Consider the following 21,084-nt stretch of genomic DNA (forward strand, 5'->3'; position numbering starts at 1 on the left):
ACAGAAAGGAGGAGGGAGCCGATGAGCGATAAATACATGCACGCTTCATCGTCATCAACAACCAGTTTGCCACTCCCGGGGAATGGGAAGCAAGAAGGCAAACGCAGAAGAGCTGGGTTGCTAAAGGCACTGCTTCCCTCCCGGACAGAAGGAAAGCGGTCCCCGCTGCCTATGATTTTGGCTATTCTGCTCTGGGGAGGACTCGCGTACTCTGGCTATGCTTTTGCCGTTCATACATTGGACAAGCAGCAGCAATTCGTGAATCAGCAAATTCAACAGGTGCAAGAAGAAAACCAAAAACAGGTGCGAGCATTAGGTGAACAATTGACCCTGGTTCAGGATGAAATGAAGAATGTGCAATCCGGACTTGCAAATTTGGAAGAAGATTTGGAGTTGACTGGAAAAACGATTGGAGGAACGAATAAGACCAAGGAGGCTCTTCAGGATCGAATTGATCAGTTGAACAAACAACTGGTGGATTTGAAAGCATCATTGAAAAAACTGGAGGATGCTGCCCGTGCTTGGTAAGATCAATCGTTTCTTTGCGTTTCTGTTGGCACCTGCAGTCGGCTTTTTGTTTGCTTTTTCACAGGCTAACCCAGTAGAAGGGCTCCAGCTGGAAAGCATGAAGCTGCCGACAGCGCAATCCAAAGAGATGGCAGATGCACTTGGAGAGCAGATCGATGCGACCAAATCTCAAATACGCAGCGTCGAGTTTCTCATCGAAGACATTCGTGCCGAATCCGAGAAAGAACAGCAGGATTACGAAAAGCAAAATAACCATATCAATAATCTCTTAGCAGACAGTAAGTCACAAACACAAAAATCTGTGGACGTACTGGACTCGATTCTTTCAAAAATGCTAGGGAATCCGATTGGACAATCTTTCGGGAATAAGTCCACGGTGAAGGTGTACTCGCTTGAAGAGGCGGGATACCGTGGATATATGGCAAAGGTTCGCCTGAAGGACCCGAATGCTCTGAAAATGGTCCTTGCCAACGATTCCGTAAAAAGCAAGGGCGAAAAAACAAGTCATGCAGGGAAACGGACGGGAGCTATTCTGGCGATTAATGCTGGCGGCTTCATGACGGACAAGCAAGGCTATGTGACGCCACTGGGGATTACGGTAATCGATGGGAAGATTCGTAACTTTTCAACGGATAAAAAGCTGAGTTTTGTTGGCTTCAACAACAAAGGGCATCTGATTGGCGCCAACATCACAACCGAAGAGCAAATCAAGCAACAGGGAATTTTACAAGGGGCAAGCTTTTTACCTCGTCTCCTGCAGGATGGAAAGAGACTGCCAATCCCGCGCGACTGGGCTAACACGCGTCATCCACGGACATTGATCGGTCATTTTGACAACGGAGATTTGCTCTTGATTGTCATTGATGGCAGACGCGAGGGCTGGAGCAATGGAGTTACCCTGGAGGAAGCGCAGAAAAAACTGCAAGAATTCCATGTTGTTGATGCATTTAACCTCGACGGTGGAGGCTCAAGTGCTTTCTATTATAATGGCAAGCTGATGAACAAGCCTTCAGGTGGTAACGAACGCTCAGTCGTGAGCAATCTGGTGATCATGCCCTAAACAATCGAAATCGTACGTATGGATAAACTATTCCGGCAAAGCTTATTTGCTCAGCTGGAAGAGTTTTTTGCTTACCATCGAAAAAAATAGTGTGGAGGAAGTATAATAGAAAGGAAATCGATGGAAGGGGGAAGGGTAGATGAAAAAAGTTCTTGTTCTTGGAGGGACCCGATTTTTCGGAAAAAGGCTTGTACATCTTTTGGTAGAGTCAGGTGCGGAGGTAACAGTAGCAACGAGGGGCATTACTGACGTTGATTTTCCGCCACAGGTAAAGCGGGTGAAGGTGGATCGAGATGATGCGGAATCGCTAGCAGCAGTCGGTTCAGAAGATTGGGACATTATCTACGACAACATTTGTTACTCGTCTCAAAATGCTCTGGATGCCTGCCGGGCGTTTCAAGGCAAAGTAGGGAAGTATATACTCACATCTACTCTGTCCGTTTATGATTTCTCGAATGATCCCCTGGTGGAGAAGGAGTTCGATCCATTCACATACCCGATTCAGCCTGGATCGAGAGAAGGAGTTACCTATCAGGAAGGCAAAAGGCAGGCAGAAGCGGTCTTTTTTCAGCAACAAGTGTTCCCTGTCCTTGCAGCACGTTTCCCCATTGTGTTGGCAGAGGATGATTACACGAGAAGGTTGCATTTTCATGTGGAGCACATAGGAGAAGGGCAACCGATCGGGATGGTCAATCCAGAGGCGATCATGTGCTTTATCCATGCGCAGGAAGCAGCAGAGTTTTTGTTCTGGTCGGGGACCGCAGAGCTAACAGGACCCGTGAATGCATGCTCACATGGCACGATTCGGCTGCGCGAGCTGATGGACGACATAGCCGATGCGGTAGGGAAGCCAGCAATCCTGCGGGCAGAAGCATCTGAAGAGCATGCTTCTCCGTATGGCTTTCGTGATTCCTTTTACATGGATAATAGCAAAGCAAGCGACGCAGGATTTTTTTTCAGACCCCTTGATTCCTGGCTCCCTGAGCTGGTCAGGACTCTTGCCTCAGAGCGCGTATAAACAAAACGGTCAACAATCCATGCTATTTTTTTGACCGACTCCGTGGTAAGGTATAGCAGAACGTATGTGTCTGTATGGAACCAGGAGGATAAAAGCATGAACAAGAATCGCACTACTGGACTTGCTGTCGTAGCCGCACTATCAGTAGCCCTACTTAGCGGATGTGAAGCACCATCCCTAGACAAATTGCTCACAAGCGGGGATCAGCAAACACAACCGGCGAATGGCGCGTCAGCAGAAGGCTCTGAGAACACGACGCCTTCATCACAACAAGAGGAGCCAGGTAAACCAAAGCCGCCGTCACTGCAAGAGACGCTTACGATGGTGGAGGGAGTACCGACGGTCACAAACCCAACTGAGCTGTCCGTGGTGGTAAACAAACAAAGAGCCTTGCCGGCTGATTATATTCCACCAGATTTGGTAGAACCGAACGTCCCATTCCCGTTTGATGAAAAAGTAGAAAAACGCTTCATGCGTGCAGAAGCCGCAAAAGCGCTGGAGGAGCTGTTCGCCGGAGCGAAGCAGGATGGAATCGAGCTTTACGCTGTTTCTGGTTACCGCTCTTACAAAACGCAACGATCCCTGTATGAAACGTATGTGAAAACCCAGGGAGCGGAGCATGCCGCTGCATATAGTGCCGTTCCGGGTAAAAGCGAGCATCAGACAGGACTTGCCATGGACGTGTCCGGTGTGGATGCAACGACTCGGTTGGAAGAGCCCTTCGGTGAGACACCGGAAGGACAGTGGCTCTCAGCCCACTGTGGTGAATATGGCTTTATCATTCGCTATCTAAAAGGGAAAGAAGAGACCACGGGTTATTCCTATGAGCCATGGCATTTGCGCTACGTCGGAAAAGAGATGGCGCAAGAAATCATGGCCAAAGGAATCACGCTTGAAGATTATTTAAGCGAGAATGGTAGCGCACAAAAACAATAAATCAGCATACAAGAACCAAAAAGCCGCTCATGTAAGAGCGGCTTTTTTGCTTGGTTGGTATAGATATTTAACGAGGGAGGCGAACATCAGGCAGCGGCCAATAAACAGCCTCAGCTCGTCCAACGACATGATCCAGCTTCACGGGACCTATAACACGGCTGTCCATACTGTTGTTGCGATTGTCTCCCATGACAAAAACACTGCCTTCAGGAATGGTGATCGGACCAAAATCTTCTGTGAGTGTTACACCAGATGCAGAGGTTTTCAGCTTGTTTGCAGTCAAGTATTCCTCGCTCAGCGGCTGGCCGTTAACATATAGCTGATCATTTTTGGCTTCTACTGTATCACCAGCTATGGCAACGACTCTCTTGATCCAGTTGTCACCACTGGCATCTGGATGGATAATCACAATGTCACCAGGCTTTGGATCCTTCAAATAATAAATCGCTTTGTTGACGATGACGCGCTCGCGATCATGCAGCGTGCTCTCCATAGAACGTCCCTGAACAACGTATGGAGCCATTACGAACACGTAGATAAATGCGGTCAAACCGCCAATCAAGACAAACGATTTTAACCAATCAAGCAATTCCACTTTCCATTTGGTTGTACTTTTGGTTTGTTCCATAGACCTGTTCTCCTAGGTATGTAGTTTCTGGGATTAACGCTTGGACAAAGGTATCTACGTCCGAAACTGCCCTTTTATTATACATGCTTTACGAATGGATACGGAAGAAGATTCAAGGAAATAGATGGAATTGACGATTGAAAAAACTTTGGTCACGAATTTGCCATCATCGCCTATTGTCAGTTTTTCCTGATTGAGGTAAGATGATGTTGCTAATAAGTTTTACAGTAAAAATATTAAGTAGTAAACACTTTGTCTTAGTTCATACATACCTAATAAAATAAAGTAAATAATTTGGGGAGTCCTATTGCTCTTCATGTACTTAAGCTATATAGTTTTATAGTAAAAGTACTTATATTATTTACTTTCTGAAAATAGGTGATGATGTGAGCGACATGTCCCGCGCCAGTAAAATTGAGGAACTGGATCGAGCATTTGTCGAAATGGCTCGCTTTTTTGTCAGCCATTGGCTGGAAGAAGAAGAGCAGATCAGTCCGAAGCAATTTATTTTGCTACGTGTGCTTCACCAAAGAGGGCGGAGCACAGTATCTGAGCTGGCGACCATTCTGAAGCTATCCAACAGTGCAACCACTATCGCGCTTAATCGCCTGGTCAAGGCTGGTTATGTAGATCGGATTCGTGATGAGCTCGATCGACGTGTTGTGTGGGTGAATCTGTCAGAAAAAGGACTTCCATTGCTGGAGGGGCTTTTGTGCCAGAGACGGATGCTGGTTGGAAAGCTTTTGGAAAACCTAAGTGACGACGAGTTGGAACAGTTTACACATTTTCTACGGAAAATGAAGCAATGCATGTAGCGATGCCGTCAGGTTAGCAGGTGGGGGACATTTCAGCAGACAATGTGTGTACTACGAGAATGGGAGTGTACACATATGAGAAAAAGCAGAACACTGATGATGGGGACTTTGATTTTGGGAGGAGCATTGTTTGCACAAGCTGCCTGTGCAGAGGAAGCAGTTGTTCCTGCAACAGAGGCTTCTACTACGACAGCAGCACCGATCACTGCAGCAACACCTGTAAATCAGCCGAGTAGCCAAGCAACTGGCGGTTTTACAATGCCTAGCAAAGATGAGTACGTGATTATTGGTGGAAAACAGGGCAATGTAGTAGCTCCTGCATCTGGTTGGGTAGCAATGCCAGGTGAAGATCAATTTATCAGTGTGAATAGCTACCAAAACGTTCAAGCACCGGCAAGTGGTTGGATTTACTTGCCAGCAGAAGATCAATTCGTTTTCATCGGGGACAAAACTCCTGTTTTTGCACCAGCATCTGGCTGGGCAGCGATGCCGGGTGAAGATGAATACATCGTGGTAACACCAAATTCTGCTCCAGTAGTAGCACCAGCATCTGGCTGGACAGCAATGCCAGGTGAAGATGAGAACGTTACAATTGGCCGCAATGCTACACAAGATATCGCCAATCGCACTGGCTGGTCCATGATGCCTCCAGCAAATGATAACGACAAATAAGCATACAGCTTCAGGCGCTTTGCTCTTATGGAGTAAAGCGTCTTTTCATGTTTCAACAAGTAAAAAAGACACAAAAGAAGATTCGAGAATGGAAAGTCGATAAAATTAATTTTATTGACTTTTTATGATTTATCAGTAAAAATACATAAGGAATCAGAAAATTTAAAAAGGGTGTGTCATAGATGAGAGACTCTCGATTAGAGCAATTGGCATATAACCTGGTAAACTATTCGGTACGAGTTCAACCGGGAGAGAAAGTTTTGATTAACGCAAAAGGGGAGACACCTGAATTGGTTGCGGCTCTCGTACGCGAAATTTACAAAGCCGGCGGAAGCCCTTTTGTACAGGTGATTAATCCGGCATTGAGCCGTGAGCTGGCGATGAATTGCAACGAGGAGCAATTAAAAGTAATGGCACAAAGCGAGGTTGCCCTCATGGAACAAATGGATGGGTATATCGGAATCCGTGCAGCTAGCAATATCAATGAAATGGCGGATGTTCCAGGAGATAAGCTGGGGATGTATTCGCGTCTGTATGAATTGCCTGTCTTGAATGTTCGCGTACCACACACGAAATGGGTCGTATTGCGTTATCCAAACCCATCCATGGCTCAGTTGGCGAACATGTCGACAGCAGCCTTTGAAGATTTTTATTTCCAGGTTTGTAATCTTGATTACGCAAAAATGGACAAAGCCATGGATAGCTTGGTAGATTTGATGAATCGTACGGATAAAGTACGCTTGGTAGGTCCTGAAACCGATCTGACATTCTCTATCAAGGATATTCCGGCTGTGAAATGCGCGGGTCTTCGCAACATTCCGGATGGCGAGGTATACACCGCTCCTGTGAAGGATTCTGTTAACGGTACGATTACGCACAATGCCCCTACACCTTACCACGGCTTTACTTTTGAAAATGTACGCCTGACGTTCAAAGACGGTAAAATTGTAGAGGCAACGGCGAACGATACAAAACGACTCAACGAGATACTTGATACAGATGAGGGTGCACGATTCATTGGAGAATTTGCGATTGGGGTAAATCCTTTCATCCGCAATCCGATGAAAGATATTTTGTTTGACGAGAAAATTGATGGCAGCTTTCACTTTACGCCTGGTCAGTGCTATGACGAAGCTTACAATGGCAATAAATCGTCTGTGCACTGGGACATGGTATCGATACAACGCCCAGATTGGGGCGGCGGAGAAATCTGGTTTGACGACGTGCTGATCCGAAAAGACGGTCATTTTGTGATTCCAGAGCTTGAATGCCTCAATCCCGAACAGCTAAAAGCCTAAAGGAAAAAGCTACTGATCAAATTGCTTCAGCCTCTCAAGTGCGAGCTGCAAGTCCATTTCGAGCTGGAAGAGCATATGCAGATTGCTAGAGGTCATGATTGAGCGACGTGCGGCATGGTAGAGAATCGGCTTATTATGCTTGATAATGGTCATGATTTCTACGACAGGCGGCACGACTTGCTTGATTCTGATCAGACTTTGTAAATAACGGAGAAATTTTTGAATAGTTACCTGATCATCCTGATTAGGAATCGTGTCGAGCAAATTACTAAAATCGCGGATGATCATTTTTTTAGCATCCAGAGGTTCATGTATGCTTGTTCGATTCACTGGTTCCACCTCACGGGAAAAAATAACGTACTTTCTTCTATTCCTCCAAATGACCTAGGATAAACATGAAAAGTAAAAAAATCTCTATGGATGATTTGCTTCATACAAGCTCCTCTCTTCCAGCGGGATGCGAATGCGCAAGAGAACCCATGCATTGAGCACAGAGAAGAGGATCGCTGTAACGTAAGCCGAAAAGATCAAAGGCAAACAGCAAAGCTCGATCGCCACGACCAGGTAGTTTGGATGGCGCAAAAAACGATACGGACCACGAACGACTGGCTGTACGCCTGGAACGATCAAAATACGAGTGTTCCAATGCTTGCCCAGGCTACGAATGCACCAGTAACGAAGAAGCTGGGCGAGCAGGAAAAAGCAAAACGGATACATCCACCAGGACGCAAGTCTGAATGGAGAGGAACGAGTACTTACCTCAAGCAACAGACTGAGAAAAAAGAAAAGATGGAGCCCGACGATGTACTTGTAATGCTCAGCACCAATCTCATAGCCACCTCGTGCACGAATGTATTTTGCGTTTCGAGAGGCCAAATAGAGTTCATAGAATCGCTGCACAAGAACCATGCCGAGAATAATCGCAAAGAAAGTCATGCATCCTACCTCGCCTCTAATAGAAGTAGCTCCGAGCTGAAGCCTGGACCAAGGGCAGCCAAAAGCCCGCGTTCACCCGTTTCCCATGATTGCTCCAAGCTTTTTTCAAGCACAAATAAGACAGTAGGCGAGGACATATTGCCAAAGTCATGCAACACCTCTTCAGAGAGACGGGTGGCCTCGGGGGAGATGCCCAGCGATTCTTGATAAGCTGATAGGACTTTTGTACCACCGGGATGGAAAATAAAATGGCGGAGATGGTCAACAGTCGTATCGAATGGTGATAAGAAGCTATCGACATTCTCTTTCATGGCTTGATGGATGATTGTAGGAATATCTCGCGAAAAGATGACCTTAAGTCCAGGCTCTGTTACTTCCCAGCCCATCACATCCAGCGTATCTGGCCACGTAGTTGTACGAGCACCACAGAACTGCAGTCTGGGCATGGAAGAGGTGCGAAGAGGCTGTACCTCATCTCCCTCTACAAGAACGGCAGCTGCGCCATCTCCAAAGAGGCAGGTAGCCACCAGGTTGCTTTTGGACATATCCTCACGAATAAACGTCAAGCCACATAATTCTACGCTGATGAGCAGTGCTCGTTTGGTGGGGTAAGCAGCAGTATACTCACAGGCGCGTGACAAACCCATCGCTCCTCCTGCACACCCTAATCCCCACAAAGGCAACCGGGTAATATCTGTACGCAGGCCTAAACGATTCACCAGGCGAGAGTCCAGACTGGGAGTAGCGATTCCTGTACTGGAAACGAAGATCATGCAATCGATCGAGCCGGGGGAAACACCTGCTTTTTCTAGACAGCGAAGAGCAGCTTCTGTTGCAAGGGCTTCCGCATGCTCGATATATAGTCGGTTTTTCTCGGTAAACAATCGATTGTCCGAAAACCAATCCATTGGCATACAAAAATGCCGCTTCTTGATCTTGCTATGTGCAAAGACATGCAAAAGACGATCAATATCAGGGAAAGCATCCTGGAAAAAGTGACGAGCCAGCTTTACGGAATCTTCTTGGGTGACTTGATGGGAAGGAACGGCAGTAGCAACAGCCTCAATCCGGGGCATTCAGACAATCACTCCCGTCTACGTGTAAGTACAAGTAGCTTTTCCTTTCCAATTGATTCCAATTCATGTTTTGTGAGCGAATAAAAAAACTGGCGCCAAGGAAGATAGCAGCCAGTTGGGAGGATACAGGTTTTTAGGATTGAACAGCATGAGCTTGCTTCTGAGAGAAGGATTCCGCCTGCTGCATTGCGCGCTTCACGAGCTGTGTTTGCAGAAGTCCGCCAACGCATAACAGCAAGCTCAGTATCGAAAACCAGAATGCGCCACCAATACCGCGAAATGCAACGGCACCGACAGATGGTCCAATCGTTCCGGTTATCCCCCAGTTTGCCCCAAAGATGGCGAAATAGCGTCCGCGATACTCCTCGGGAGCCAAGACGGAAATCGCTTTTTGTATTTGAGGACCGTAGAGCATTTCTCCAATTGTAAACAAGACTTCGGCAAGTATTAAAACGAGAAAGCCTGGCGCCCATCCGTACCCGAAACCGACACATGCCAAAAACAAATAAGCGAACAAAATGACGCGATGCGGGGCGAAGCGCTCGGCAAATTTGGCAATCGCGATTTGACAGCAAACCACGAGAATTCCGTTAATCGTTAGAAGAGTTGCGAACACGGTAAGAAAATCATCGTATTTCGTACGCAAATGCTGAGGCAGGATAATTTCTACCTGTGAGTACAAAAGCGAGACTGGAATGGCAGCCAGTGTGATCCAGAGCAAGGTAGTGTGCTCGGTGAGCTTCATACGGTTGACGGTACGTGTATCAGTTGATTGCTTCGCTCTCTCTCGCATTTCGACAGGCAATGTTTCCGGTACCTTCCAGAGGATGAGCAAACAGTAAATGAATAACATAAAAGAACAGATACCAAATGCGATGGCCGGATTGATCTTGTACAATGTGACTCCAATTAGCGGTCCTGCCGCTGCACCCAGATTCAAAGCAGTATGCAGCAAGGCAAAAACCTCACTGCGCTTCTCCTCAGGAACCACATCTGTAACCTGTGCGCTTGCGGCTGGCCAGAACAAGGAAGCACCAATCCCGTTCAATACGGTCAGGGCAGCGAACGTAAAAAGGGATTCTGCCCAGATGTAGCCGGCCATTGAAATAGCTTCAATTAAAAGTGCAGCTACCATTAACGGCTTGCGTCCATAACGATCTGAAAGACTTCCTGCAAAATAGCCGGAAACGATGCTGGTCAGAGGCTGGAGACTGGTGACCATGGCTGCTACTAGCAGATTGCCATCCATTTTGTCGTACAGATAAAAGGCGAGGAATGGTCGGAGCATGAAGCCGGCAAATGTTGTAAGAATGGTCCCGATGACACGAATCCAGATGGTAGTATCATAGCGGGAGATAATGTTTTGCAACCAACCCATAAAAGTCAATTCCTCCCTATCGATAAAGAATATTTTGTAATTATATCCGAGAGTATCAAGATAAGATAGAGGGTTGCCATTAATCTGAAAATTTTAACAAATAATGTCGAATTGATGAAGATTTGACACTACTAGGGAGTATGTATGCTTTTAGTTATTGATCTCAGGATAAAAGATAGGTAAAATATTCCTAACATTACGATTAAAGTCCTATTTCCCTTGTGTGATTTAGGTCTTATGAATCATTTGAATTAGAGGTGCTACTAGCATGGACCGGAGGGAATTTGTTGTGGACTCGCGCTGGCTTGGCATGGGGGCTTCCTGTCTAATGATTATGATTTGGTTGAGTGTATATGGATTCCCGGTGGACGTAGCGATGGCAGCATGGGTCGTACTGGCAGCCACTATCCAGACAGTGGGAGGATATATGCTCGGAGCCTATGTAAATAAATTGCGACGAATGGCCTATCACGATTCGCTCACAGGTGTACTGGTCAACCGTCGCTTTATCGACAAGCTGGAGCATGAGGTACAGCTGGCAAAGCGCAATCAATACCCGGTCACCTTATTGTTTATTGATCTGGATAACTTTAAGGATTTTAATGATCGACACGGGCACATCAAGGGTGATCAGCTATTATGCCAGTTTGCCGATTTGCTTCAGGTCAATGTACGTAGACAGGATGCAGTAGGGCGCTGGGGCGGTGAAGAGTTTGTGGTACTGCTGCCACAGACAGAGACAAAAGTAGGGCTTAGCGTAGGCGAACGTATTCAGAAGCAGGCACGTAGTTTGCTTTCCGGTGTGACGGTCAGTATTGGGGTAGCCTCCTATCCCCTGCACGCTGCAAGTGCCAAGGAATTGACTGAAAAAGCAGATGCCTTGATGTACGAGGCAAAGAAGAAAAAAGATTGTATGCTGGCAGCAACGAATTAAATATGGAATTGACTGGTAGACTAACACTCATATTCTTGTGGAATGAGTGTTTTTTTTGTCGATTGTAAAGATGATTTACAAAAACTTAATAAATTATTTAAAAAAAATACACACACTTGCCCTTGTTTTTAAATTTACGTCAACATTAATGTTCGATATAATCGTCTAGTGTGATTTTTCCTAAGGAGTGAAGAAGGAACGTATGTTGAAATCAAACAAGTATATCTTCTTTGATCTGTTCGAACAGCAAATTGCTACTGTGCACAAAGGGACTCATCTCTTTTATGAAATGATAGGGAACTATCACGATTTAGAGGCGAAAGTAAAAGCAATCAAAGCTGTTGAAAAAGAAGGGGATGAAATCGTTCGTCGCATTATGAACGAGTTGAACTCTACCTTTATCACTCCACTTGAGCGTGAAGACATTCACCAACTCGCTCATACGATGGATTCGATGATCGACTACATCGACGGCGTAGCGGATCGCATGTATTTGTATCAAGTGCGTCAACCTGACCCTCGAGTTCTTGCCCAGGCTAACATTTTGGTCAAATGCTCGGCAAAGCTCATTGAACTGATTCGCACACTTCGCAAGCTGGACCATCAGGTAGTTTCTAAGATTGCGCGAGAGATTAAAGATCTCGAGCATGAATCAGATTCCAACTACCGTAAAATGGTTTCCGATTTGCTCAACGCACCAGATGCGAATCCAATCGAAGCAATCAAGCTGAAAGAAATCTACGACAAGCTAGAAGACTGTGCTGACTTTGCTGAGGATGTATCCAACCTGGTAGAAGGGATCGTGTTAAAGAATGCCTGAGCTATCGCCAGAGGTGATTATTCTCGTACTTGTCGTCATCATGGCGCTTAGCTTTGACTTTATCAACGGCTTTCATGACACAGCAAACGCAATTGCAACATCGGTTTCTACCCGGGCATTGAGTCCACGGACGGCAATCATTATCGCTTCTGTATTTAACCTTGTCGGGGCTCTCACATACACGGGAGTAGCGAAAACAATTGGCGGACAAATCACTGATCCATTCAAGCTGCCAAATGGCCTGCTCGTTGTTCTAGCGGCCCTGACAGCAGCGATTTTATGGAACTTGATTACCTGGTGGTTTGGGATCCCTAGCTCTTCCTCGCATGCCATTATCGGTGGTGTTGCGGGTGCCGCTGTAGGAGCAGCCGGGTTAGGCGCGATTAACATGGAAGGCTTTATCGAGATTGTAAAGGCGTTAATCATTTCGCCGATCGTGGCGTTTGTTATTGGTTTTATTGTCATTAAAGTCGTCTCCAAAATTGTCGCGAACAAAGCTTACCACAAGACAAATCGAAGCTTCCGTGCGCTACAGGTGCTATCTGCATCCTGGCAGTCATTCAGTCACGGTGCTAATGATGCGCAGAAAACGATGGGGGTTATTACCCTAGCACTTCTTTCAGGAGGATTTTTGGTACAAGAGCCAGGTGAGTTTACAATTCCTCTGTGGGTGAAGCTTTCTGCCGCGATTGCCATGGCATTGGGAACATCCGTAGGTGGTTGGAGAATTATTAAAACGATGGGTGGCAAGATCATGAAGATTAAGCCCATCAGCGGATTCTCGGCAGACCTGTCTTCTGCACTAATCATTACCATCTTTACAACATTGAAGCTGCCTGTAAGTACGACTCATGTCATTACCTCCTCGATTTTAGGGGTAGGAGCATCCCAAAAGCTTAATGCGGTAAAATGGGGGTTAGCAGGACGGATATTGATTACTTGGGTAATTACATTGCCAGTATCTGCATTGCTTGCAGCAGCCTGTTATGTCGTTTTCGATGTGTTTCTATAAAAAGCAAAGACACCTTTTATTCGGACAAGTTGTATCCGGAAAAAGGTGTCTTTTTCTGTTAGCCAGACCCTGTTAATCGCTCCCATAGTCCGGGTTTTGGCCGGATTTGAATGAGTCTGACCGAAGTAAAGGGAATATAATCGAGTGACCCGTCACGCTCCTCCAGCAGGATGCCGTTTGGACTATAATCGTACAGCTTCCCCTCGGTAAAAGGAGAGAGACTGGAGCCAATCATGGCGGGAGTAAAATGGACGCGTACAGTGCGGTCCAGATATTCTTCTAAAATACCATCATCCATACCTGCCACCCCTTCATCTAGTATCTATTCCCCAGTTATTCCCTTCTTTGCGATTATTCAGACAGAGCATAAGAAAAAACCACCCGGTTCCGTCATAGGAAGGGTGGCATAGACGTTAGTAAGTATAGCTACTCCAGAGAGTTTTGAGAATGTCCAGACTGTTTCCTTTTTCGAGCAAACACGAGCATCAAGATAATTCCGGCTGCAATGAGGCTTAGACTGACCAGTTGGGCTACACGTAGCGTATCTGCTATGAGCAAACTGTCCGTACGCATGCCTTCTATGAAGAAGCGACCGATCGAATAAAGAATCATGTAGCTGAACAAAATCTGTCCATCGAACTTTTTGAACCGATACAGCATGAGCATCAGGATTGCAAATACAACCAGATTCCACATGGACTCATAAAGGAATGTCGGATGGTAGTATTGGCCTCCAATGTACATCTGATCGCGGATAAAAGCCGGGAATTTTTCCATAAACTCAGCTGAGGCTACATCACCATGTGCTTCCTGGTTGATGAAATTGCCCCAACGACCAATCGCTTGTCCGAGAATCACACTGGGCATAAAGATGTCTGCCAGACGAAGAAAAGGTAGCTTATGTTTGCGGATATACCACGTCCCTGCCAACACACCGCCAATCAGACCTCCGTGAATAGCAAGTCCACCGTTCCATACCTTGAAGATGTCGATCGGATTGTCTTTGTACTGTCCCCATTCAAACACGACGTAGTACAGACGAGCACAAATGATGGCCGCAGGAATGATCAGGACGACCATGTTCAGGACGTGATCAGGATCAATACCAGAACGTTTGGAATTGTACCGTGCCAGATAGGTGCCCAGGAAAAAAGCGAGCCCCATAATAATGCCGTACCAGTGAATCTTAAGCGGTCCGATTGCAATAGCAATTGGATCAATCATGAAAAATGCCTCCTTGCCAGAAAACGTCTGTGCACAGTATAGCACAAACCAGAGGGCGGATTCCAACTACAGCTTAGTGCGACTGTAAAAAGGAAAGAACGGAATCAAGAGAAGCCTGATATTCCGGATGGGAAACAGGTGCAAAGAGGTCACCCATAGATTGCAATCGCTCGGGAACGGTATGAATCGTAAAATCTGTAGGGTGAATCGTGGGCACCTCTTCCCAGCGCAGCGGTGTAGAGACGGTCGCGTGCTCTCTGGCCCGTGGAGAGTAGGGAGCAGGCAAGGTTTTGCCACGCCAATGCTGTAAATAGTCGATATAAAGCTTGGTGCCTCTGTTTTTAATCATTCGTTCGATCGTGAGCATTTCTGGGTGCTTGCTTACTAAATATGAGGCTACAAAATAGCCAACCATTCTCGTCTGCTCAAACGTATAGCGATGCTCGATGGGGATATAGACTTGCAAGCCGGTCGAGCCCGACGTTTTGACATAAGCGGGTAAGCGGAGTTCATCCAGCAGCTCCTTGAGCAGCAAGGCAGTTTTACTCACGATGGAAAAATCATCAGTAGAAGGATCAAGATCAAAAACCAGCTCAGTCGGAATCTCATTGTTCGCAAGGTGAAATGAAACATGCCACTCCAGGGCGGCCTGATTCGCCATCCATATAAGCGTAGCCTCATTGTTGCATAAAACATAACGCACCTTTTCCCACGTGTGGGTTTGAATCCAGGAAGGAGCATAGTCGGGTACGTTTTTTTGATAAAAATGCTTGTCCAAAATGCCATGAGGATAGCGAATAACGGTCAATAGACGATCTTTGGCATAGGCCAGCATCGGCTTTGCCACAATCATCAAGTAGCGGAGGTAGTCCAGCTTGTTCACTTGCGCATCGGGCCAAAGTGGTTTATAGGGATTGGTAATCGATAAGGTATGCCCGCCAATGCTTAGCTCGTACTCCTTGGTTGGTGCTGCCACGATCGGCCCCTTCTTTCCGAAATGATTTGCCCCTACTTTGTCCACTAACGCGAAGATTATGTAAGACGAGCGCTTTCTTGCATAGCTTTTACCTGAATCATCCATAATACGGTTAGCTTTCCAGTGGCAGGTGAGGATATGGATTTCAAGCGCAAAGACAAGACAAAAGAGCTGATAGAGTCTATAGATGCCTGTAGTTTGACGGATCTGGAGGGCATTCCGATCTTTCCCAAGATCGAAGACAATACAGCCTTTTTGAAAAAGTTGTTTGCCGATTGCTCGGATTTTGTCATCCGCGAGTTTAAGCAAAAAAACAGTGTTGTGGCGATAGCGGTCTTTGTGGATGGTTTAATTGATACAGCCGAAGTCAATCAAGCACTAAAAGCGCTGATGGTGCTAGAGGATGGCGACGAGAACGTTCGCATCATCGAGGAAAAGCTTTTGCCAGTCTCACAAATCACGCGTGTCAATGAATATAAACAACTGCTTCAGGCGGTACTCTCTGGTGATACAGCAATTGTGGTGGAAGGGAATAAAGAGGCACTTACGCTCGGGATACGTGGCGCAGAAAAACGATCCGTTAACGAGCCAGAAGGGGAAGCGGTTGTTCGCGGACCTCGTGAAGGCTTCATCGAGAATATCCGCACGAATACTTCTATGCTGCGACGCAAACTGAAAACACCGCGTTTAAAAATGAAATCTGCGGTGGTTGGACGTGAGACAAATACAAACCTGGTCATCGCTTATCTAGACGGAATTGCCGATCCGGAGGTTGTGGAGGAGGTCTCCAGACGGATTGACAGAATTGACATTGACGCCGTTCTGGAAAGTGGCTATGTCGAAGAGCTGATTCAAGATAGTACGTATTCGCCATTTCCACAAGTGATGTACTCAGAGCGGCCTGATACAGTTGCAGCTGCCTTGCTTGAAGGTCGCGTAGCCATTTTTGTAGACGGCACGCCAATGGTATTGATCGTGCCTACGACATTTTTTATGCTCATGCAAGCAAATGAAGACTATTTTGAGCGTTTTCAAATGGCTACTCTCGTAAGGTGGCTACGCTATCTGTTTCTAATTATTTCATTGGTGACTCCAGCCGTCTATGTTGCAATCACCACCTACCATCAACAGATGCTGCCGACGACCCTGCTGCTCAGCATCGCTGCTGCAAGGGAGGCCATTCCTTTTCCGGCGATAGTTGAGGCATTGATCATGGAGGTGGCATTCGAGGCGCTACGAGAAGCGGGGATTCGATTACCCAAAACAGTAGGTCAGGCCGTCAGTATCCTCGGGGCCCTCGTTGTAGGGCAGGCGGCTGTGCAGGCGGGGATTGTTTCAGCTCCAATGGTCATCGTTGTGTCCATCACAGGTATTGCTTCTTTTACCATCCCTCATTTTAATGCTGCGATTGCCCTTCGGATGCTTCGCTTTCCATTAATGATTATCGCCTCGATTCTCGGTATTTATGGAATCCTGGTGATGGCTTTGATTATTTTAGGGCATATGGCTAACCTTCGTTCCTTTGGCGTGCCGTATCTCTCCCCGCTGGCACCGATGTCTGTCGGAGATTTGAAGGACACGCTCATTCGGGCACCCTGGTCGAATAACGAAAAAAGGCCAAGCTTCTTGGGAGTTCAAAACGCAAGACGCATGGATACTGGCTTTGCGGATCAACTTCAAAGTAGGGGGGGCGGAAAAGGGACGGTGGGAAGGAGCAGTTCAAATGAGGAGGGGAAAACGTGATGCGGATTCCCTGGATGATGGCATTGTTACTTAGTTTGGTTGTCATAGGAGGGTGTTGGGATCGCAGAGAGGTCAATGATATGGCGATTGTTATCGCGATGGCGATGGATAAAGAACCGAATGGCTCATACCGCTTGTCAGTACAAGTTCCCCTGGTAAGTAATCTGGGTGGGCCATCTGGAGGAGGAGGAGGAGGGAAAAGCGGGGGAAAAAGTTTTTACGTTGATTCAGCGGTAGGGACGACGATACGCGAAGCGAACAACACGATCCAGTCTAGGATGTCAAGGCATCTTTATTATGCTCACCACCGGGTTGTCGTGATCGGTGAGAAGTTGGCAAAGGAAGGCTTTAGCGATGCGCTCGATATTGTATCCCGCTTTCCGGAGAATCGTTTGACTGCATACATCGTGATGACGAAAGGAAGAGCGATTGATTTGCTGAACGCAGAGCCACAGTTTGAGCGTTTTTCGGGGGAAGCGATTCGCGAAATCGTTAAGTCAGAGTCGATTCCGGTTACGATCAAGGATATTTCGCAAATGTTAAATACGCCGGGTGTCGATGCATTTTTGCCCATTTTTGCTGCGGTCGATACACATCCGAAGGGAAAATCAAAAGAGCTCGAGTCTGTCGGGATCGGAACGTTTCGAAAGGACAAGCTAATTGCTACTTATACAAACTATGAGATGGCAGGGCTTCGTTGGTTTCATCGCACGGAGCCATTAACGATGAATGTAAACCTAGGTCCCAAAAAGATATTGAGCATTTCTTTTCAAAATGCAAGAGCTAAAGTGAATCCAAGCTTTGCAGGTGGGCATATCCATTTCAATATTGAGGTGCACGGCTCAGCTTATGTTACCGAAAACCATTCCAGTCTGGATCTTAGCCAAGAGGTTAACAGCAAGCTGCTGGAAGACAAACTGTCCCAGCAAATAAAAAATGATGTGAAAAAAGTAATGGAGCAAATCAAACAGACGAAATCCGATACAATCGGTCTCGGGATTGTATTGGCACGCAATTTCCCGAAAGAGTGGAAGGAAAAATATCGAAGTACGTGGGACAAGGAAATACCGAAGATTACGTATCAAATCAAAAGCAAAGTACAAGTCGTAGACATTGGTCAAACGACAAAGAACATAATGAAGGAAGAAGATCATTCATGAATCGAATCTTTCTCTTGATTTTTTGTGGCTTGCTCATCGTATCCGTTCTCATGTTTCTCCGAAAACGAAAAAGGATGCCCCGGAAACAGCAGGTGATCATCTTTATTCTGTATGGGTGTACGATCGCATTCGTGGTTTGTCTGCAGCTTCAGTACAATCAGATTTTACCGTTCGGTCGTCTGTCTTTGTATGTGTCTCCTTTAAAAAGATGGATCGAACAGTTGTTGTAGAGGAGGAAGTTTATGATCCACAAGCAGGTCATCAATCATCGACAGACCGCCTGGTTAGTAGGAAGTGTTCTGGTGACAGCCATGATGATTTCTTCCTTGCACAAAATCGTAGCGGTGAGCAAAATGGACGCATGGTTCTCCCAAATTCTCCCAGTCTACTTTGCGATTGTTGTTTCCTTTGTTTTGGCGGAATTATCAAGAGCCTATCCTGGGAAAAATTTGTTTGAAATTTTATTTATTGCATGCGGCAAATGGGTGGGGGGAGCCATCAATCTCATCCTGCTTGGCTATATTTGGATCATCCTTATCTTAGATATCAAAGGCGCATCCGAGTTCTTTCGTGAAACCTTGCTGCCACGAACGCCGGTAGAAATTATTCTGATCGTCTTTGTTCTGTTGATGATGTATTACGGAAGAACGAGTCTGGAGGTTGCTGCGAGGGTAAACGAGATTTACTTCCCTGCCTATTTTGTTTTGTCCATGATGCTCTACTTTCTGCTCGGAAACGAATACAGTGTGGAACGGCTCGAACCTATTTTAAGCACGGATTTGGAGCGGATATTTGCGAGTAATCTGTTGCCGTTTGGGATTTATGGTGACATCCTGTTATTCGGAGCTTTTCTTCACGCCTCGACACATCCCCGCCTATTTTTTGCGGCCATGAAACACGGAGTATTAATTGTTGGATTCACAGTGACCATGCTGCTGCTCATTTTGTTAGGGGTCATGGGATTTGCGATTGCCAGCAGGCTAAATTTCCCGATCTTTATTTTGGTCCAGCAAATTCACGTTACCGACTTTTTGGATCGAATCGAGATTATCCTGTTTAGCTTGTGGTTTCCGGCATTTACGATCAAGGTGATCGTGGCCTATCTGGCCTTTCTTGTATGCATCGGTTCCTTTGGTGGCCAGCAGCATTATAATGCCTTCAATGTGCCAAGCGGGTGGTTTTTGGTCGCTACTTCCTTGCTAGCGTTTCCTCGCGTGCAAGACTTTGATACGTTTATTAGCTACACTTTACCGATTATCGTACTCGTCGTACAGGTTCCATTACTGCTATTTTTGTACATTCACGCCCGAATGAATCGAAAAATGACTGCGCAAGAAAGTATACCAAAAGGCACAAAGCTCTATCGCTTTTACCGCGTAATGGTATGGAGTGGTGCCATTGCCTTGGGGGGCTGTGCTCTCACGATTGTCATTGGCGACTTGTTTGTAGACAAATCCGCCGTGGCGGGCTTTCTAACGGCCATTGTGTATGTTTTTTTCTTGTTTATTGCTCTGATTGCCAGCTATGGGGAGATGCAAGCCCTGAACCACGGTAAGCAAAAGCTGGGACAGGCCAAGAAGATGGGAACATTTCGCCAATGAAGAATGAAAAAGGGGCTCTCGTAAAGAGAAGGATAAGATGAATCCTACATTTCTTTTTTCTGAGGTGAACAATGAACCCAATCATTCCGATGGAGCCAATTAGCTGTGAAGTAATCCCCAAGGGGCCGGACTGGATCGCTCAAGTGAAATGGGATGGCGTTCGAATTTTAACCTACTTTGATGGCAAGGAGACTCGTTTATACAATCGAAGAATAAATGAGCGGACTCACCAATATCCTGAGTTGGCCGACATACAAACATATTGTAATGCGCACTCCGTGATCTTGGATGGGGAAGTGATCGCACTCGGATCGGACGGAAAACCGTCCTTCCATGAAGTGATGCGACGCGATGGGATTAGGCGATTGGAGAAAGTCAGTCAGGCACAAAAGCTTGTCCCCATTACTTACATGATATTTGATGTCTTATTCATTAATAAGGAGTGGACAATCGATCGGACATTGCGGGAACGCGCCAATTTACTGTCTGAAATGATTACTCCTAACGACTATGTCCAATTGGTTGACTATCATTATAGTGGACAGGCTTTGTATGAGGTCATTGAGCAGCACGGAATGGAAGGCATCGTTATGAAGGATCTTAACAGCAAGTATATTATTGGCGGGAAAGAGAAGCAGTGGCAAAAGAAAAAATATTATCGTGACACGATAGCTGTAGTTGGGGGAGTTACACTGCGTGATAACATTGTGAACTCTCTGTTGTTAGGTCTGTACGACTCCAAAGGGCGCCTGTTTTATATTGGCCATGCTGGAACAGGCAAGCTAACGCGAGATGACTGGAGAGCTTTGACAGAGAGGATTGTGCCTCTGATACAGCATGAAATGCCCTTTGAAAATAAACCGGCGAGGCTCAAAGGTGCTGTGTGGCTAAAACCAAAGGTAGCGGTTAAGGTCCAATTCGCTGAATGGACAGAAGGCTATACATTACGCCAGCCAAGTATTCAAGCGGTTGTAGACATACCTGTTGATCACTGTTTACTGGAGTAGATTTGCATGGAGGAACAGAGCGAATCCGAAACATCCCTCATGATTAAGGGATGTTTTATTTTTGAAACGATTTCGGTTTACCCTGCCACTTTCTGGGAAGAAAAGATTTGGGATTATTAGAAACTTTTTTGTTGCGAATGTATCAATATTCGTTATATACTAAATTTGTTAGCTCCTATACCTGTTACTCATTAGGAGGAAGCAAGCATACTTATTGATATCTCATGGGCTATATCTGGTTGAATGAGTTCCCGTCTGGAGT

General features: G+C 46.2%; 23 protein-coding genes. 15 read left to right on the forward strand and 8 right to left on the reverse strand.

The features are described 5' to 3' along the window. Nucleotides 1-21: 21 nt before the first annotated feature. The 4 genes from ADS79_RS12335 (at nt 22) to ADS79_RS12350 (ending at nt 3,542) form a co-directional block, all read left to right on the forward strand. Complete coding sequence (locus ADS79_RS12335) at nt 22-528, forward strand: hypothetical protein (RefSeq protein WP_049738690.1); 507 nt, start codon at nt 22-24, stop codon at nt 526-528. Next, entirely contained in the window at nt 509-1,588 is a 1,080-nt protein-coding gene (locus tag ADS79_RS12340) for a phosphodiester glycosidase family protein (protein ID WP_084765828.1), read from the forward strand. The genes ADS79_RS12335 and ADS79_RS12340 overlap by 20 nt, the downstream gene beginning before the upstream one ends. Before the next feature lie 139 nt (nt 1,589-1,727). Then, nucleotides 1,728-2,606, forward strand: coding sequence for an NAD-dependent epimerase/dehydratase family protein (locus ADS79_RS12345; protein WP_049738692.1), 879 nt, complete (start codon nt 1,728-1,730; stop codon nt 2,604-2,606). Between the two features lie 96 nt (nt 2,607-2,702). After that, nucleotides 2,703-3,542 (forward strand): M15 family metallopeptidase, encoded by an 840-nt coding sequence (locus tag ADS79_RS12350; protein WP_049738693.1) that lies wholly within the window; start codon nt 2,703-2,705, stop codon nt 3,540-3,542. Nucleotides 3,543-3,609: 67 nt separating this feature from the next. Here the strand turns inward: ADS79_RS12350 and lepB are convergent, their stop codons facing one another. Further along, on the reverse strand, nt 3,610-4,170 hold the full coding sequence (gene lepB / locus ADS79_RS12355; protein ID WP_049738694.1) for a signal peptidase I: 561 nt from the start codon (nt 4,168-4,170) through the stop codon (nt 3,610-3,612). A gap of 386 nt (nt 4,171-4,556) precedes the next feature. On the opposite strand from lepB, the gene ADS79_RS12360 reads away from it, so the two are divergent. The 3 genes from ADS79_RS12360 (at nt 4,557) to ADS79_RS12370 (ending at nt 6,955) form a co-directional block, all read left to right on the forward strand. Continuing rightward, a complete protein-coding gene (locus ADS79_RS12360; RefSeq protein WP_049738695.1) occupies nt 4,557-4,985 on the forward strand; it encodes a MarR family winged helix-turn-helix transcriptional regulator in 429 nt (142 codons plus the stop codon). Nucleotides 4,986-5,060: 75 nt separating this feature from the next. Further along, a complete protein-coding gene (locus tag ADS79_RS12365) occupies nt 5,061-5,657 on the forward strand; it encodes a hypothetical protein (protein ID WP_049738696.1) in 597 nt (198 codons plus the stop codon). Between the two features lie 182 nt (nt 5,658-5,839). Next, complete coding sequence (locus tag ADS79_RS12370; RefSeq protein ID WP_049738697.1) at nt 5,840-6,955, forward strand: aminopeptidase; 1,116 nt, start codon at nt 5,840-5,842, stop codon at nt 6,953-6,955. 9 nt (nt 6,956-6,964) lie between these two features. On the opposite strand, the gene ADS79_RS12375 is transcribed toward ADS79_RS12370, so the two are convergent. The 4 genes from ADS79_RS12375 to ADS79_RS12390 form a co-directional block, all read right to left on the reverse strand. After that, nucleotides 6,965-7,285: a hypothetical protein gene (locus tag ADS79_RS12375; RefSeq protein ID WP_049738698.1), complete on the reverse strand. Its 321-nt coding sequence runs from the start codon at nt 7,283-7,285 to the stop codon at nt 6,965-6,967. Nucleotides 7,286-7,369: 84 nt separating this feature from the next. After that, nucleotides 7,370-7,891, reverse strand: a complete 522-nt coding sequence (locus ADS79_RS12380) for an isoprenylcysteine carboxyl methyltransferase family protein (protein WP_049738699.1) — start codon at nt 7,889-7,891, stop codon at nt 7,370-7,372. 5 nt (nt 7,892-7,896) lie between these two features. Further along, nucleotides 7,897-8,967 carry a type III polyketide synthase gene (locus tag ADS79_RS12385; RefSeq protein WP_049738700.1) on the reverse strand — a complete coding sequence of 357 codons (1,071 nt, stop codon included), beginning with the start codon at nt 8,965-8,967 and terminating at the stop codon, nt 7,897-7,899. A 133-nt stretch (nt 8,968-9,100) separates the two neighbouring features. Then, the gene (locus ADS79_RS12390; protein WP_049738701.1) at nt 9,101-10,345 is read right to left on the reverse strand and encodes an MDR family MFS transporter; all 1,245 of its coding nucleotides are present in this window, start codon (nt 10,343-10,345) and stop codon (nt 9,101-9,103) included. Nucleotides 10,346-10,613: 268 nt separating this feature from the next. On the opposite strand from ADS79_RS12390, the gene ADS79_RS12395 reads away from it, so the two are divergent. The 3 genes from ADS79_RS12395 (at nt 10,614) to ADS79_RS12405 (ending at nt 13,111) form a co-directional block, all read left to right on the forward strand. Continuing rightward, nucleotides 10,614-11,279, forward strand: a complete 666-nt coding sequence (locus tag ADS79_RS12395; RefSeq protein WP_236699962.1) for a GGDEF domain-containing protein — start codon at nt 10,614-10,616, stop codon at nt 11,277-11,279. A 202-nt stretch (nt 11,280-11,481) separates the two neighbouring features. Continuing rightward, nucleotides 11,482-12,099, forward strand: a complete 618-nt coding sequence (locus ADS79_RS12400; protein ID WP_049738702.1) for a DUF47 domain-containing protein — start codon at nt 11,482-11,484, stop codon at nt 12,097-12,099. After that, a complete protein-coding gene (locus ADS79_RS12405; protein ID WP_049738703.1) occupies nt 12,092-13,111 on the forward strand; it encodes an inorganic phosphate transporter in 1,020 nt (339 codons plus the stop codon). Before ADS79_RS12400 ends, ADS79_RS12405 begins: the two co-directional genes overlap by 8 nt. 58 nt (nt 13,112-13,169) lie before the next feature. Here the strand turns inward: ADS79_RS12405 and ADS79_RS12410 are convergent, their stop codons facing one another. The 3 genes from ADS79_RS12410 to ligD all read right to left on the reverse strand — a co-directional run bounded on the left by ADS79_RS12410 (nt 13,170) and on the right by ligD (nt 15,311). Then, the gene (locus tag ADS79_RS12410) at nt 13,170-13,409 is read right to left on the reverse strand and encodes a hypothetical protein (protein WP_049738704.1); all 240 of its coding nucleotides are present in this window, start codon (nt 13,407-13,409) and stop codon (nt 13,170-13,172) included. Nucleotides 13,410-13,537: 128 nt separating this feature from the next. After that, nucleotides 13,538-14,335 carry a prolipoprotein diacylglyceryl transferase gene (gene lgt / locus ADS79_RS12415; RefSeq protein ID WP_049738705.1) on the reverse strand — a complete coding sequence of 266 codons (798 nt, stop codon included), beginning with the start codon at nt 14,333-14,335 and terminating at the stop codon, nt 13,538-13,540. Between the two features lie 73 nt (nt 14,336-14,408). After that, nucleotides 14,409-15,311, reverse strand: coding sequence for a non-homologous end-joining DNA ligase (gene ligD / locus ADS79_RS12420; RefSeq protein ID WP_049739078.1), 903 nt, complete (start codon nt 15,309-15,311; stop codon nt 14,409-14,411). A 138-nt stretch (nt 15,312-15,449) separates the two neighbouring features. On the opposite strand from ligD, the gene ADS79_RS12425 reads away from it, so the two are divergent. From ADS79_RS12425 to ADS79_RS12445, 5 genes are all read left to right on the forward strand, one after another. Beyond that, nucleotides 15,450-17,054: a spore germination protein gene (locus ADS79_RS12425; protein ID WP_049738706.1), complete on the forward strand. Its 1,605-nt coding sequence runs from the start codon at nt 15,450-15,452 to the stop codon at nt 17,052-17,054. Beyond that, nucleotides 17,054-18,214 carry a Ger(x)C family spore germination protein gene (locus ADS79_RS12430; protein WP_049738707.1) on the forward strand — a complete coding sequence of 387 codons (1,161 nt, stop codon included), beginning with the start codon at nt 17,054-17,056 and terminating at the stop codon, nt 18,212-18,214. The genes ADS79_RS12425 and ADS79_RS12430 overlap by 1 nt, the downstream gene beginning before the upstream one ends. Beyond that, complete coding sequence (locus ADS79_RS12435; protein ID WP_049738708.1) at nt 18,211-18,444, forward strand: hypothetical protein; 234 nt, start codon at nt 18,211-18,213, stop codon at nt 18,442-18,444. The genes ADS79_RS12430 and ADS79_RS12435 overlap by 4 nt, the downstream gene beginning before the upstream one ends. Before the next feature lie 12 nt (nt 18,445-18,456). After that, complete coding sequence (locus ADS79_RS12440) at nt 18,457-19,815, forward strand: GerAB/ArcD/ProY family transporter (RefSeq protein ID WP_049738709.1); 1,359 nt, start codon at nt 18,457-18,459, stop codon at nt 19,813-19,815. A gap of 71 nt (nt 19,816-19,886) precedes the next feature. Next, nucleotides 19,887-20,822, forward strand: coding sequence for an ATP-dependent DNA ligase (locus tag ADS79_RS12445; RefSeq protein WP_049738710.1), 936 nt, complete (start codon nt 19,887-19,889; stop codon nt 20,820-20,822). Nucleotides 20,823-21,084: the final 262 nt, after the last annotated feature.

It is taken from the genome of Brevibacillus reuszeri, from assembly GCF_001187725.1.
GTDB lineage: Bacteria > Bacillota > Bacilli > Brevibacillales > Brevibacillaceae > Brevibacillus > Brevibacillus reuszeri.

Coding starts and splice junctions, on each gene's coding strand:
- ADS79_RS12335 (WP_049738690.1), top strand. CDS start 22: ATGAGCGATAAATACATGCACGCTTCATCGTCATCAACAACCAGTTTG.
- ADS79_RS12340 (WP_084765828.1), top strand. CDS start 509: ATGCTGCCCGTGCTTGGTAAGATCAATCGTTTCTTTGCGTTTCTGTTG.
- ADS79_RS12345 (WP_049738692.1), top strand. CDS start 1,728: ATGAAAAAAGTTCTTGTTCTTGGAGGGACCCGATTTTTCGGAAAAAGG.
- ADS79_RS12350 (WP_049738693.1), top strand. CDS start 2,703: ATGAACAAGAATCGCACTACTGGACTTGCTGTCGTAGCCGCACTATCA.
- lepB (WP_049738694.1), bottom strand. CDS start 4,170: ATGGAACAAACCAAAAGTACAACCAAATGGAAAGTGGAATTGCTTGAT.
- ADS79_RS12365 (WP_049738696.1), top strand. CDS start 5,061: ATGAGAAAAAGCAGAACACTGATGATGGGGACTTTGATTTTGGGAGGA.
- ADS79_RS12370 (WP_049738697.1), top strand. CDS start 5,840: ATGAGAGACTCTCGATTAGAGCAATTGGCATATAACCTGGTAAACTAT.
- ADS79_RS12380 (WP_049738699.1), bottom strand. CDS start 7,891: ATGACTTTCTTTGCGATTATTCTCGGCATGGTTCTTGTGCAGCGATTC.
- ADS79_RS12385 (WP_049738700.1), bottom strand. CDS start 8,967: ATGCCCCGGATTGAGGCTGTTGCTACTGCCGTTCCTTCCCATCAAGTC.
- ADS79_RS12390 (WP_049738701.1), bottom strand. CDS start 10,345: ATGGGTTGGTTGCAAAACATTATCTCCCGCTATGATACTACCATCTGG.
- ADS79_RS12395 (WP_236699962.1), top strand. CDS start 10,614: ATGGACCGGAGGGAATTTGTTGTGGACTCGCGCTGGCTTGGCATGGGG.
- ADS79_RS12400 (WP_049738702.1), top strand. CDS start 11,482: ATGTTGAAATCAAACAAGTATATCTTCTTTGATCTGTTCGAACAGCAA.
- ADS79_RS12405 (WP_049738703.1), top strand. CDS start 12,092: ATGCCTGAGCTATCGCCAGAGGTGATTATTCTCGTACTTGTCGTCATC.
- ADS79_RS12410 (WP_049738704.1), bottom strand. CDS start 13,409: ATGGATGATGGTATTTTAGAAGAATATCTGGACCGCACTGTACGCGTC.
- lgt (WP_049738705.1), bottom strand. CDS start 14,335: ATGATTGATCCAATTGCTATTGCAATCGGACCGCTTAAGATTCACTGG.
- ADS79_RS12425 (WP_049738706.1), top strand. CDS start 15,450: ATGGATTTCAAGCGCAAAGACAAGACAAAAGAGCTGATAGAGTCTATA.
- ADS79_RS12430 (WP_049738707.1), top strand. CDS start 17,054: ATGCGGATTCCCTGGATGATGGCATTGTTACTTAGTTTGGTTGTCATA.
- ADS79_RS12435 (WP_049738708.1), top strand. CDS start 18,211: ATGAATCGAATCTTTCTCTTGATTTTTTGTGGCTTGCTCATCGTATCC.
- ADS79_RS12440 (WP_049738709.1), top strand. CDS start 18,457: ATGATCCACAAGCAGGTCATCAATCATCGACAGACCGCCTGGTTAGTA.
- ADS79_RS12445 (WP_049738710.1), top strand. CDS start 19,887: ATGAACCCAATCATTCCGATGGAGCCAATTAGCTGTGAAGTAATCCCC.